The organism is Pseudomonas sp. TSRC2-2 (assembly GCF_049897785.1).
Classification (GTDB): domain Bacteria; phylum Pseudomonadota; class Gammaproteobacteria; order Pseudomonadales; family Pseudomonadaceae; genus Aquipseudomonas.
The window spans coordinates 42,920-55,319 of record NZ_JAFCWZ010000003.1 but is presented as its reverse complement, the minus strand read 5'-3'; the positions used below and the strand labels follow the sequence as shown (position 1 = coordinate 55,319).

The following is a 12,400-nucleotide window of genomic DNA, read 5'->3' as shown; positions in this document are numbered from 1 at the left end:
CCATTGTTTCAAAAACGGATACAGACCATGACTGACGCAGCTCTCGCTCCCGAACTCCCGCACGCACCGTCTGTGATTCGGCTGTTGCTCGGCAAGCTGGGTATCGCCTACGAAGAAGTGCTCGATCATCACGGCCTCAATGCTTCGCGCAAGGTCCAGGCCGTGTTGCTCGACGATGCCGTTGGCGCGTTGATGGTGCTGTTTCCACAGAGCCAGTTGCTGGATCTCAATCGCCTTGCCGAACTCACCGGCCGGCGCCTGACCGCCGTCTCCACCGAGCGCCTGGAAAAGATGCTCGGCAAACACAACCTGAGCCTGCTGCCGGGGCTGCCGGCGCTGACCAGTTCGCCGTGCCTCTACGAAGAAAGCCTGCTGCGCGAGCCGAAGCTGCTGATCAACTCCGGCGAGCCGGGCCTGCTGCTGGAAATCAGCAGCGAAGACTTCAAGACCATGCTGACCAAAGCCAGCGCAGCCAACTTCGGCGAAGCCCTGAGCAGCATCCGCCCCAACCTCGACCGCCCGGACGATGACCGCGAGGAAATCACCCAGGCCGTGCAAGCGTTCACCGCGCGGCGCATCCAGCAGCGTCTGGAAGCGACCATCGAGATTCCGCCGCTGGCCGAGACCGCGCAAAAAATCATCAAACTGCGCGTCGACCCCAACGCCACCATCGACGACATCACCGGCGTGGTTGAAACCGACCCGGCGCTGGCTGCGCAAGTAGTAAGCTGGGCGGCGTCGCCGTACTACGCCTCGCCGGGCAAGATTCGTTCGGTGGAAGACGCGATCGTCCGCGTACTCGGCTTCGATCTGGTGATCAACCTTGCGCTGGGCCTGGCCCTCGGCAAGACCCTGAGCCTGCCGAAAGACCACCCGCAACACACCACGCCGTACTGGCAGCAATCGATCTACACCGCCGCCGTCATCGAAGGCCTGACCCGCGCCATGCCACGCGCCCAGCGCCCGGAAGCCGGCCTGACCTATCTGGCCGGTCTGCTGCACAACTTCGGTTATCTGCTGCTGGCCCACGTGTTCCCGCCGCACTTCTCGCTGATCTGCCGCCACCTGGAGGTCAACCCGCACCTGTGCCACAGCTACATCGAGCAACACTTGTTGGGCATCAGCCGCGAACAGATCGGCTCGTGGCTGATGCGCTACTGGGACATGCCGGACGAACTGGCCACCGCCCTGCGCTTCCAGCACGACCCAAGCTACGACGGCGCCTACGCCGAATACCCGAACCTCGTCTGCCTGGCCGTGCGCCTGTTGCGCGGTCGCGGGATTGGCTCCGGCCCGGATGAAGACATTCCCGACGCCCTGCTTGAGCGTGTCGGCCTGACACGCGACAAAGCCAATGACGTCGTCAGCAAAGTCCTGGAAGCCGAAGTCCTGTTGCGCGAACTGGCCTCGCAGTTCAGCCAGGCATAAACGCAATCGCGAGCAGGCTCACTCCTACAAGATTAGGTAATCCCTGTAGGAGTGAGCCTGCTCGCGATGAATCCACCACGGTCCAACTGACCACATCTGATCGTTCCCACGCTCCGCGTGGGAATGCATCCCGTGACGCTCCGCGTCACCAAAGGCTCAAGCCTTAGGCTTAGCCTTCCTCGGCACCAAATACTTCATCAACCCCTGAAACCACATTACCAGCGCCGGATTACCCTTGAGCTGGATTGACTTGTCCTGAATGCCCTGCATAAACGCCAATTGCTTGTTCTTTGCCTGCATCGTCGCAAAGCCATAACCGGCATCCTTAAACGCAATCGCAAACGCCGGCTCCGCCACCACGCCAGACTTGCTGGTGATGCGCTGATCCTTGACCACGAAATGCCGCGCCACTTTCCCGTCCAGCGTCTGCAGCTGAAACACCAGATCCTTGTCACCCAACTGCTGCTGGAACGCAGGATTTGTCCGGCTGGCCTTACCCATCAACAAACCCATCATCCACAAGAGAAAACGAAATTTCATGCGCACAGCCTCAAAAGGAAAATGAACGGCCGGGGCAGTGTAAGGGATTCGGATGATAACGCCAGTATCTGACTCTATTGGAAGAGGATGCAGACCATTTCCCGCACGATGACTGCCAAGTCACGATTCCGCAGGCAACGTCCTACTCCTGCTGAAACACATCCCTGTAGGAGCTGGCGAAGCCTGCGATCTTTTGATCTTCCGGCCCGCGAATCTATGGGAAATTTCCTGCAAAGTGCGGGGCTGTCCATGAACTAGGCGAGCTTGAAGATCACCGATAGGCTTCCTGCGTCATCGGGTATTCGGTGACCGGATGTGCAAGTCCGAATTCGGGAGCAATTTCTTCTTACTCCAAGGGATTTACACCGATGACCAATTCAACGACCAACACCGAGGACACCTCCCCCTACGAATCCTTCGACTCAAGAAAACTACATGAAGCCGCCGAACGCGCCCTCGATCACCATTTGGGCAACCCCGGCCATCCACCGGTCCCACGCCGCGAAGGCTTGTTCAGCCTGAACCCGGACATCGACGCCGAAGCCCTCCTGGCCAACGCCTCGGAAGACCTGCTATCCATCAGCATCATCGCTGCGGATCTTGCGGACGACATAGATGGCTCCCGCCGCTCAGTTGCACTGGCCCTGAGCAGAATGGCGGACGGGGTGCGATTGATGGTGGAAGGGACGCTTGACCATATTGAAGTGCGGAACCTGGCTGCCAAATCTTAGCGAGATTCGCGGATGAAAAAGAGGGGGCGTTGAGTCCCCTTTCTCGATGATCCCTGTCTTACCACCGACAGCCTGTCTCTGGAGATGCATCCATGGTGATGCCTTGTTCAAATGAATACTTCTTTCCGGATTTGTAGTTCGTGTAAGTCATCCCGTAAATTCGAGCACCTTGGCTGACCATTTCATATTCGCCTGTCAGCGAGTCTTCGGACACCTCCACCCAGGTTGTAGTGAACTGAGAGGGCCGCCCCTCTGCCATGACTTCCTCTTCGACGCTCCGATAGACAAGGGGAATGACCTTTCGGGACTTCGTGTACTTGACCCCTGCTCCGCTCCACCGTGAGACGGTGTCGTAATAGGATCGAAACTCGAAATTGATGTTCTTGCCTTCCAACGAACGGAAGCAGGAAACCTCGGTGGTAACCTCACCTAGGGCAGTCAGCGGTATTAGCAGAAGCGCAGAAATAAACGCAAACGACGATTTCAAACCGATCATTCCTTAGCGACTTATGGGCAATTGAAAGTGCATTTCTGCGAACTTTACGGGAATAGGGAACCGAATCATTTCTTGGAGACTCCAGCACTGCGCTCACCCACCCTCGCCGGGATCTTCGAAGCCTTCCCCGCTTCAGATATTCGCGATGAGTATTGCTTGTATGCCGCCATCGCCCGCTCTTTATCGTTCACGGCCCAATAACTGTCAGCGAGATTCAGATAAGCAACCGTCCTGTTTGGGTGGTTGGCAATCACTGCATTGAGCAACTCAATCGACTCAGCGTAGTAACCCGCCTCGCCCAGTAAAAACCCAAGGTCGTTGGACCAGCCGGGACGCTGCGGGTAGTAGTACTTTGCGACGATATAGCTATCCGGGGGACAAGTGTCATGCGAGCCACCGCCCATCAACGCGTAGCTCATCGTATCCTTGAAGGAAGAGTCATCACCCTTTCGGTAGGCTGCCAGCGCCATATCCAGCAAATCAGCCGAATTGACGGTCATCAATTTCTTTCTAACGCCCTCAATACTGCCAGTACGAGCAACCTGCAGCTTCTGCAGCGCTTCACGCCCATCGAAAGAAGCGAGAGTGATTGGGCCCAATGTCTGCACCGGTAACTCCACTACGCTGACAAGCGACCGATCACAGGAGTCGTTGTTCGCCACTTCCAGCAGAGCTTTCAGCTCAAACTGCTTTGAACCTCTGTTGAAGGCGAACAACAGGTTGAAGTTGTAAACAGCGTTATCTTCCTCGCTGGTTACCAGCGCGATGTAATCCCTAGCCTCAACGAACGGCTGCTTGACCACAGCTTCCTCAGCCTGCGGATCAATGACTGTCATGACGCCAGGGCGACCTTTGAGCACATGGACGCTGAAGACACCCTGAAGCGCAGACGAGTAATGACTCTTGATCAGAGGCAGCGCCTTCGACGTATCGAGCAAGATGTCCTCGTCACGCGCTTGTTCCGACGCGATCAACAATCGGTTAGAAACTTCGTCCGCATCACCCGCCAGCACAAACACCTTTTGCCGTGATGCATCACCCAGCAAGCTAGCCGGAATTTCCTTGAGGACTTGGGGCGCAGCAAGCGCGGGAGAATCCGGCACAGCGACACAACAAGTTAGAGCGCAGAGAACGCCCTGCAATACGCGTTTCACTTTCTTCAATCCTTGATTCAATCAAATGAGGCCCAAATACGTCCCAATTGAGCCCTGATTAGGCACCGGGCTCAAGCGCGCCACACTTCAGCTCTTTGATTTGCTCGCTCTGAATCGGTATCACACAGGCAAGGCGCTTCTCTCCGAGCCCACGAAGCTCCGTCAAACTGAGCGTCACGTGCAACCCATCCTCGGCAAACGCATGAGTCCTCAAACCCGGCATCGGCATAGTCCGTCCAAAAAGCCTTGCCCTCGAAACTGCAAAACCGCTTGGAGGACAGCACTCTCCAACCGCCGTTGGGCGCCAGTATCTGGACCGTCAGACATGGGCTGCCAAAGGTGCTGACATAACGTGCCACGACATCGCCGAAGCGCTGGGAGCCGGAAATGTACACCTTGTTGAGATCGACCACATTACCCGGCTCATCAGTGACGATTGTGTCCAGGTAAGCAGCACGTTCCAGACTCAGTCTGGCCATGCAGTTGTTGATCGTCGTGACATGCGCTGCCACCCCAGGCTCGATTTCCGTGGCTTCAAGCGGGCACGTGGTGTCGCGTAGCTTGATCCAGGCGCGCTGGGATTCTCTGGCCATGGCGACCAGCGCCTTACCCTGCTCAGGGTCGCGCCGCTGTTGAGCCTCAAACCGTCCCAGCAGTTTCTTGTAGCTGGCATTGAGTTGCGTGTCGGCTTCCTTGCGGGCCGCCTCCACACACCGATCGACCTGGGCGCTCACGGTGATTTCTTTGCAGTCGTCTTCGGCCATTGCAAAAGAGGCAAACAGGCATCCAAAGGACAACGCGATAAAACGCACAAGCATGTTCAATTTTTCATTCCCTGATTGGCAGGTAATACCCATGCCACTCCGGGCAGGCACCGCATCCGCCGTATCCACCGATCGAAACAAGGCTGCCCTTGCTGCCTGTCACGCAATCCATCGCCACGACCACGTTGTTCAGCATCTTCGTTTTCGCACCGTCGGACGTACGCTGTAGAACCTTGCCGATGTCACGCCGCAGCACTTTGCCGCCGATGTTGATGGTCTGGTCGGAGCAGACCGGAATGACGTGGGTTTCCGTGTCCTGCACTGTCACGGATCGGCAGGACGAAACCAACACCACTTCAACACCGCCACACTGCATGACATCGCGTTGGGTGTAAGCATCCGTCGGCGCGGCGAAGGCTGGGGAAGAGAACAACCATGCCACGCTCCCGGCGAACAAAAGCTGATTCATTGAGAAATCCTTTCCGCCGTTAGCCGGCCTTTTGTTTTGTCAGGCACTTTGCATAGCCGTCCGCAAACTTGGTGTCGAATGACAACGCCACCGGCTCATCCAACTCGGCCGAGGTGTTGAGCAATTCGTGGGTAGCCGTGGTGTATTTGATCCAGCCAATCGTGCCGCTGCCGTCGGTGTCGAAAAACAGCTGAGCGCGCACTACTTCACCGTCATCCTCGTCAATCAGCAAATTGACCTTGTCCTTGTCGACATAACGAAACGGAAAATCGCTGCTCCTGACAAGCTCCGTAAGGTAGCCGTAGCAACTCCCTTCACTGGCAGTCGCGGGCAGCGAATGAGGTAAAAACAACAGCGCAATCAGCACAGGCCGAATGAAAAACCGGTTCATCCACTCACTCCTCATCCATCGGCGACGATTCCACGTCGGTCATGCTCAGCAGCCGGAATTCGTTTTTCACAAATTCGTAGTAACGGTCCCGGTTACCACTTTCCAACGCATTCCCCTGCGCATCTTCTTCGCCGTCGAGCGTAATGCCGGAAACGATGATCAAACGGCTGTCGGGCTGGTAAACCATGCCGAAAGTGCTGCCGTCGTAAGCATTCGGCAGACCGCCAACCACTTCACCGGTCTGAGCGTCCAGCACTTCGCCGCAAATCGCGCTGCCGCCACAGCCGAGCCTGTGCAGGATGTAATGGCCGGCGAAGTTGACCTTGCCTTTCAGGGCTTGCACCCGTGCCTGATCCATCATTGGGTTGCTGTTCTCTTGCGGCACCAGCTTATGGTTAGGGCCGGTGAAAACTGGCGTGACGGTGTAATCCTTGAAGGCTGGATCGGCAGCGAAGGCCATGGACGCGGCAACTGATATCAAGCTGCCGAGAAGAACTGAAAATCCTTTCACGTAATAACTCCGTAAATGCAGTGGCGACCGTCGACTTACTCAGCCTGCCCTTCATAACGCTGTGCCTGCGGGTTGAATTGCCACAGATGTGGCCGGGTCATGGCCTTTTCACCTTTGTAGCGGATCTGCCCGCGCTTATCGCGGATGTAGGAATAGATCTCGATGTCCTTGAACTCACCTCCCCCCTTGGGTGGGCCGTCCAGAACTTTGACCCCGGCGAAGTAATCGCCGCCCGAATACCTCAAATAACCACGGCACTGGATCAGGAAGGCAAATGTGCTATCCATTGATGAGCCAATGCCGACGCGGGAATTGAAGATGAAGTCTTCGATGCCATCGCCACTTAGATCGCCGCGAAAAACCACGTGGCCCGGATCGATAGAAAATTCTTTTCCATCAAGACTGGAAAGTATGTCTTCCGGATATTCACCGCTTTGCGACCATTGCGATAAGAAATATTTTGAGTCAGTTTCCTGATTGCAAACATCTGCCGCCATAACCGCTATCGGCAACCAGCTCACACATAACACCAGCAATCGTTTCACTTCGTATCCTTCGAATTAATCAATTCCAAATCACCATCCCGATACAACACCTCACACCCCACCCACGCCGGATCCACCTGCGGCATCACCGCCGACGGCTTGCGCAATTCGCGCAACAACGTCGAGCCATGCGACAAGCGCCCACCCATCCGCGCAATCACTGCCCGCGCGGTTTGGTAATGCGCATGTCGCCCCGGATCGAGGGTGTCTTCGAGCAAGATGTCCTCGCCGAGGATGCCTTGCACCTGCCCCGGATAAATCATGAACCCGGTGGCCTGCTCCGCACCTTCACGACCGTCCTGCCAAAAGCTGCCATCGCGGGTGCGCACATCCGGGTGCGGTGCAAACCAGTGCTCGCGATCCGCCAGCGGCATGGCGTGGTGCAGACGAAAGAAGATGCGCATGAGGTTGTCGCGATACCACTCGCGCACTTGCAGGTAGTAACCGCGCAGGCCCGGCAGGCCGGTCGAATGCGCGAGGCGGATCAGCCCTGACCATTGCGGGAATGGCTGTAGCGGCAGATCGCTCGACGCGGGCCGAAGGGTGGCCGGATCGGTTTCCCACGGCAATCGATGCGGACTGTTTTCAAGGTTGTCGTAAGCTGTCGGCGGGCGGCCCAGCCAATCGCCACCGCTGCTGGCCAGTGCCGTGGCGATGCACAGATTGCCTTGCACCACGAACACGTAAAACCGAGTGAACCAGTCTGCCAATTGCTGACCATCGGCAGCTTGGGCGACGAGTTCGGCCAGCTCCCGATCAAAGCGCTGCAAGCCATTTTCAAGGCTCAGCAAATGGCCGCGAGCCTTGCGTTGCATGCGCAAAAACAGCGGCAACGAACGCAACATCTTCAGTGGCTGCCACGGCAAATGCGGCGTCGCACCACCGACTTCACCAGCGTAGTTATCGGCGCTGATGCCCCAGTCGGCCAGCCGGGCGAGAAACAGATCATTGTTGATATAGGACGCGCCACCGAACACAGCGGTGAACGGCTCGTTGTCCTGCAACACTCGCGCATCCCAACGCGCCATGATCGCCGGGATACTCGCTGCCGCGCGGCGTTGGGCGTATTCCACCAACACGCTCGGTTGCGGCGGCAGGATCTCGGCGATGTTGGCGGCGGTCAGGTGGCGGCGCCAGCCGTAATCGCTGATTGGCCGGTATTGCAGCAGCCACAGTTGCGCGCCGTCCCAGGCCCATTCGACGTCGCCGGGTACGTAGTGGAACACGCGCAGCACGTCTTGCAGAAAATGCCAGAGCAGGTCTTCGGTCAAACCGTGGGACGGTGTGAACGTGCCGCTGCGCCACGCATCGCCGAGCCGCGAAAGCGTTGCCCGTGAGGGGCTGACGTGACCGTCGGCGAGCGATTCGAGATGGCCTTCCACCCATTCCAGTTCTACCGAGAGATGGCGCACGAAAGCGATCCCGGACACTACCGGGGAGATGAAGCGCTGCACCACCACTTCCTCGACGCCTTCGGCCGTCAATTCAGCAATGCGTTTCGGCACATTGGCGGACGGCTCGCGCAGATAGGTGGTGCTCAAACCGGCATTCGCCGAATCGGCCTGATCCTCGCCATAACTGGAGGAGCGCACCGCCCAGATCACATCAGGTTGGGCGGCAAGAAATACCGGCAGACGCGGATCGCTGCAATCGTTGAGCGTCAGCGCTGCCGGCACCGCTTGCCGCGCCAGTTCAGCCAGACGCAAACGCCCGCCCTTGGTGTGGGCGACAAACCCGCGCTCGCCCGACTCCAGCCACTCGGCGAATTCGGCGGGCGCGTCGATCCACGGGTAATGGCCCCAACCGGGTTTCAGGCTGATGCTCAGATCGGCGCGGGCGAGAATCGCCGACCACGCTGCCGCTTGCTCGATCCCGAGTACAGCGTCCTGATCGCCCCAAACCAACTCGACCGGATCGGTGATCCACTCCAGCAGCGGCAACGCGGTGTCGGCGCGAATCAGATCCCAGTGCGGCACAAACGCACGGCAGCGCGCATAGCCTGCGCCCATGCGCTGGTACTGCGCGGGCGTCCAGGTCTGGTTGGAGAACTTGCGCGCGAACAGCGTGGGTTTGTTCGACAGCAGCCAGTGAATGGTCTTGCGTATCGGCAGCGGCGACATCAACGCCGGCAAGCGACGCTGCCACAAAAACGCACCGACCGGCGCCAGCAAAACGCTGCGCGAAAAGTGCCCGGGCCGACGTTGCAACGCGTGCAGCACCAGCAAGGCATTGACCCCGACCGCCATGATCGCGCTGCCCTGCTCAGTCATCGCCAACAAGGTCTGCGCGTAGTCCGCCAGATCCTCGCAAGGCATCTGCGGATTCGCGCCGAAGCCCGGCAACTCCAGCGGCACCAGGTCGTAGCGCTGGAAGTGTGGCAGCGCGTCGTCCCACCAATCGGCAGCGCTACCGTTGCCGGCCAGCAGGTACATCAACGGCTTGCTCATGAGCGATCCTCAGGTCAGATCGCGCAGAGCGGCGTCGAGTGTTGGATAACGGAACGTGTAGCCAGCCTCGGTCAAACGCTGCGGCACCACACGCTGACCGTCGAAGAACAGCTGCGCCATTTCCCCCGCCATTGCACGCACTGGCGCGGCAGGAATGTGCAACCACACCGGGCGCTTGAGGACCTTGCCGGCCTGCTCGGCGAACGCGGCCTGAGTGACCGTTTCGGGCGCTACCATGTTGTAGGTGCCGCGCAGACTGTCGTCGTTGAACGCCCGTGCGATCACCTGAAGCACATCGTCGCGATGCACCCAGCTCATGATCTGCTGGCCGTCACCCATGCGCCCGCCGAAACCCAGGCGGAACGGCAGCAGCAGCGGCGTCAACGCACCGCCGGGACCGAACACCACGCCAAGACGCAGCACCACCTGACGCACGCCAAACTCAGTGGCCGGTTGCGCGGCGGCTTCCCAACGCGCACAGAGTTCGGCCATGAAGCCGTCGCCCTTGCTGGCGCGTTCGTCGAGGCTTTCGCTGGCATCGCGCACACCGTAGAAACCGATGGCCGAGGCTTGAATCCACAGCGTTGGTTTTTGCTTGGTGTTCTTCAGCCAGGTCATCAGTGCTTCGGTTGTGCCGACTCGGCTGGCGAGCAGTTGCGCCTGACGCTTGGGGCTCCAGCGCGGCCCGGCGACGGGGGCGCCGGCGAGATTGATCACTACGTCGAAGGCTTCGTTGTGGCTGAGTTCGCTGAGCGAATGCACACAGCGGATGCGGCCATTGAATAGATTGGCCGCGTTCGATGGATCGCGCGTTAGGACGCTGACCGAATGGCCCGCGTCGAGTAATCGATTGACCAAGGCTTCGCCGATGAACCCGGTGCCGCCGGTGATTAGCACTCGCTTGTGGGCGCCATCAGCAAACGGGTTGGATTGGCTCGGTGTCTTTACTGCAGGAGACTTTCGGCGGTCATGGCGATAAAGCCAGACCAGCGGCGGCAACAACACCAGCAACGCAAAACCGTCGAGCCACAGGTGCGACCAGACCTGTTGTTGCGCTGACAGCCACATGTCCTGCGGCGCCCACAACAGGATGCCGGCGATCAACCAGCCCCACACCGCCGGGGCTTTCAAGCGATTGCCGATGTGCACCAGCGCGAGCATGTACAGCGAATAACTTTGCAGCGTCGCGCCGAACAGCGCGAGCCACCAGACTTGTTGTTCGTGGCCGGCGGTGGGTACTGCGTCGGTGCCCCAGAATGCGAGTTCGAGATTGTGCAGGTAGCCGTCGAGTAATCCGGAATGACCGGCCCAGGTCAGGGTGAGACCGGCGAGAATGTGCACGATTGCGGCGGCGTATAGCCAGAGCACGAATGCTGGGCGAAGGGAGTTCGAGGGGGCTGGCATTCCGTGTCCTGAGCGCATTCCTTGGGGGTGGGGAGTTTAAAGGAAAATCGCGGTCGTCGGATGCTCAAGCGTTAAACGTTTTAGCGTTAGGGATTCAGACAAAACTTGTGCAAAACCGCCTCAACCACGCCCTCGACATTCAAATGCAGTGGCTGGCTTTGATCGGCGCCGTGGCTGACGATCCCAATCGCCCCACGTTGAAGAGGCCCAACTGATCACCTTTGTCAGCCGCCATTTGATAACAGGCTAACGCCCGCGATATATCCTTCGTTCCCAACTCCCCACCCTCAAAGGTAGAGGCCAGGTAAGTCATAGCGTCCGTGGAGCCCATGGTAATCGCCCGAATAATCTGCTCTTCTGCCTGCTTGGGGTGAAGGCAGGGGCCGTTATAGTCGGTGGAGTTTCCTGAACAAAGAAACGTCGCATAGCCCATCGCACCCTTTGGTATTTTCGAAGCCGCTTTGAATAAAGCCTCAACCTTAGGGGTTTCCAACTGAGACGCCATTTGCGAAAGACTTAGGCTTGCCGCCGACAGGCTCGCCTGTGCATCACCCGACTCAGCAGCGCACACAAAATTCTCCAGGGACGCTTCAATCAGCTCGGCAGTCAACCGGTATTGCTCAAGAAACCCCAGCCCACCTAAAGCTTCAGCACGCTGATCACAGAAGTTCTCGGCGCGGCTCATTCCTGGATTACGTGTTGCGACAAGATCCTTCTCACTGATCGACCAATCCTCAATCCCCTCAAGCACCCAGCACGCCTGACGAGAGAAGTTGAAGATCTTGATATTGCTGTTGCCCGCTCGCTTATCCACCACGTTGACGTGACTGTCGTCGACCTCTTCGATCTCGACTCCCGGCGTTTTGCCGGGTGTGATTGCGGCCATCAGCGGGTAGGTAAAAGTAGCTCCACTGACACCCGAGGTGGAAGGCTCAAAGGTGCTACGTTCCTTTCCCGCTACCGGCTTCAACACGAGCGACTTGACCGTCATCGCAGTCAGGCGGCGCTGTGATTCGCTGTTGGCGGAAAATGCTGTCAGGAAAGGCGCGAACTCCTCCGAGGGGCAAGCGTCTCTGGTGGGTGCCGTCGAAGTGCTCTTGTCGGATGCAAGAGCAGGGACGATCTTGTCCAGATATGCCGAGCGCTCGCGACTCATTCTGGCGATACACGAGTTAACGGCAAACACATGCGCTGGCATCCCCGTCTCGATTTCGAATGCCTCCAAAGGGCAGTTCGCATCGCGCAACTTCAACCACGCACGTTGCGACTCTTTGACCTTCGCGGCGTACTCCGCGCCCAACGCCGGATCTGTTCGATAGTCCGATTCAAGCCGCGTCATCAACTGCTTGTAGCTGACGTTCAATTGCGTATCGGCAGCCTGCTTCGCCGCCTCCGAGCAGGGCACCATTTCGAGGTTTGAGGAGACATGGCTGCAGTCGTCCTGCGCGTAGGCGGCTGAAGCCGGCAGCAGTACGGCCAGAAGGGTTAAAACAAAATGGTTCACTGTGTTCATCCTTGAG

General features: G+C 58.4%; 12 protein-coding genes and 1 pseudogene. 2 read left to right on the top strand and 11 right to left on the bottom strand.

Translation table 11 applies throughout. The features are described 5' to 3' along the window. The first annotated feature begins 27 nt into the window (after positions 1-27). Positions 28-1,428 carry an aminoacyl-tRNA deacylase and HDOD domain-containing protein gene (locus tag ACP7D9_RS06205; RefSeq protein ID WP_101161655.1) on the top strand — a complete coding sequence of 467 codons (1,401 nt, stop codon included), beginning with the start codon at positions 28-30 and terminating at the stop codon, positions 1,426-1,428. Between the two features lie 156 nt (positions 1,429-1,584). Here ACP7D9_RS06205 and ACP7D9_RS06200 read toward each other — a convergent pair whose 3' ends face one another. After that, positions 1,585-1,968 carry a helicase gene (locus ACP7D9_RS06200; protein WP_016985803.1) on the bottom strand — a complete coding sequence of 128 codons (384 nt, stop codon included), beginning with the start codon at positions 1,966-1,968 and terminating at the stop codon, positions 1,585-1,587. A 368-nt stretch (positions 1,969-2,336) separates the two neighbouring features. Between ACP7D9_RS06200 and ACP7D9_RS06195 the strand changes: the two genes are divergently transcribed. Continuing rightward, on the top strand, positions 2,337-2,699 hold the full coding sequence (locus ACP7D9_RS06195; RefSeq protein ID WP_426156245.1) for a DUF6124 family protein: 363 nt from the start codon (positions 2,337-2,339) through the stop codon (positions 2,697-2,699). Positions 2,700-2,757: 58 nt separating this feature from the next. Here ACP7D9_RS06195 and ACP7D9_RS06190 read toward each other — a convergent pair whose 3' ends face one another. The 10 genes and pseudogenes from ACP7D9_RS06190 to ACP7D9_RS06145 form a co-directional block, all read right to left on the bottom strand. Then, a complete protein-coding gene (locus ACP7D9_RS06190) occupies positions 2,758-3,195 on the bottom strand; it encodes a hypothetical protein (protein WP_426156243.1) in 438 nt (145 codons plus the stop codon). 65 nt (positions 3,196-3,260) lie between these two features. Then, on the bottom strand, positions 3,261-4,349 hold the full coding sequence (locus ACP7D9_RS06185) for a tetratricopeptide repeat protein (RefSeq protein WP_426156241.1): 1,089 nt from the start codon (positions 4,347-4,349) through the stop codon (positions 3,261-3,263). A 58-nt stretch (positions 4,350-4,407) separates the two neighbouring features. Further along, positions 4,408-5,167: pseudogene (locus ACP7D9_RS06180) on the bottom strand (lysozyme inhibitor LprI family protein). A gap of 10 nt (positions 5,168-5,177) precedes the next feature. Next, positions 5,178-5,582 carry a hypothetical protein gene (locus ACP7D9_RS06175; RefSeq protein ID WP_256589912.1) on the bottom strand — a complete coding sequence of 135 codons (405 nt, stop codon included), beginning with the start codon at positions 5,580-5,582 and terminating at the stop codon, positions 5,178-5,180. A 19-nt stretch (positions 5,583-5,601) separates the two neighbouring features. Then, a complete protein-coding gene (locus ACP7D9_RS06170; protein WP_101161665.1) occupies positions 5,602-5,973 on the bottom strand; it encodes a hypothetical protein in 372 nt (123 codons plus the stop codon). Between the two features lie 4 nt (positions 5,974-5,977). After that, positions 5,978-6,433: a hypothetical protein gene (locus ACP7D9_RS06165; RefSeq protein WP_426156712.1), complete on the bottom strand. Its 456-nt coding sequence runs from the start codon at positions 6,431-6,433 to the stop codon at positions 5,978-5,980. Between the two features lie 86 nt (positions 6,434-6,519). Next, complete coding sequence (locus tag ACP7D9_RS06160; protein ID WP_426156239.1) at positions 6,520-7,029, bottom strand: hypothetical protein; 510 nt, start codon at positions 7,027-7,029, stop codon at positions 6,520-6,522. Then, on the bottom strand, positions 7,026-9,476 hold the full coding sequence (locus ACP7D9_RS06155; protein ID WP_426156237.1) for an alpha/beta hydrolase: 2,451 nt from the start codon (positions 9,474-9,476) through the stop codon (positions 7,026-7,028). The genes ACP7D9_RS06160 and ACP7D9_RS06155 overlap by 4 nt, the downstream gene beginning before the upstream one ends. A 9-nt stretch (positions 9,477-9,485) precedes the next feature. Further along, a complete protein-coding gene (locus ACP7D9_RS06150; RefSeq protein ID WP_426156235.1) occupies positions 9,486-10,880 on the bottom strand; it encodes a TIGR01777 family oxidoreductase in 1,395 nt (464 codons plus the stop codon). 139 nt (positions 10,881-11,019) lie between these two features. Next, positions 11,020-12,384, bottom strand: coding sequence for a lysozyme inhibitor LprI family protein (locus ACP7D9_RS06145; RefSeq protein ID WP_426156710.1), 1,365 nt, complete (start codon positions 12,382-12,384; stop codon positions 11,020-11,022). Positions 12,385-12,400: the final 16 nt, after the last annotated feature.

What these genes read in the sequence shown, in the direction of transcription:
- ACP7D9_RS06205 (WP_101161655.1), top strand. Translation starts at nt 28, where the DNA reads ATGACTGACGCAGCTCTCGCTCCCGAACTCCCGCACGCACCGTCTGTG.
- ACP7D9_RS06200 (WP_016985803.1), bottom strand. Translation starts at nt 1,968, where the DNA reads ATGAAATTTCGTTTTCTCTTGTGGATGATGGGTTTGTTGATGGGTAAG.
- ACP7D9_RS06195 (WP_426156245.1), top strand. Translation starts at nt 2,337, where the DNA reads ATGACCAATTCAACGACCAACACCGAGGACACCTCCCCCTACGAATCC.
- ACP7D9_RS06190 (WP_426156243.1), bottom strand. Translation starts at nt 3,195, where the DNA reads ATGATCGGTTTGAAATCGTCGTTTGCGTTTATTTCTGCGCTTCTGCTA.
- ACP7D9_RS06175 (WP_256589912.1), bottom strand. Translation starts at nt 5,582, where the DNA reads ATGAATCAGCTTTTGTTCGCCGGGAGCGTGGCATGGTTGTTCTCTTCC.
- ACP7D9_RS06170 (WP_101161665.1), bottom strand. Translation starts at nt 5,973, where the DNA reads ATGAACCGGTTTTTCATTCGGCCTGTGCTGATTGCGCTGTTGTTTTTA.
- ACP7D9_RS06165 (WP_426156712.1), bottom strand. Translation starts at nt 6,433, where the DNA reads ATGGCCTTCGCTGCCGATCCAGCCTTCAAGGATTACACCGTCACGCCA.
- ACP7D9_RS06155 (WP_426156237.1), bottom strand. Translation starts at nt 9,476, where the DNA reads ATGAGCAAGCCGTTGATGTACCTGCTGGCCGGCAACGGTAGCGCTGCC.
- ACP7D9_RS06150 (WP_426156235.1), bottom strand. Translation starts at nt 10,880, where the DNA reads ATGCCAGCCCCCTCGAACTCCCTTCGCCCAGCATTCGTGCTCTGGCTA.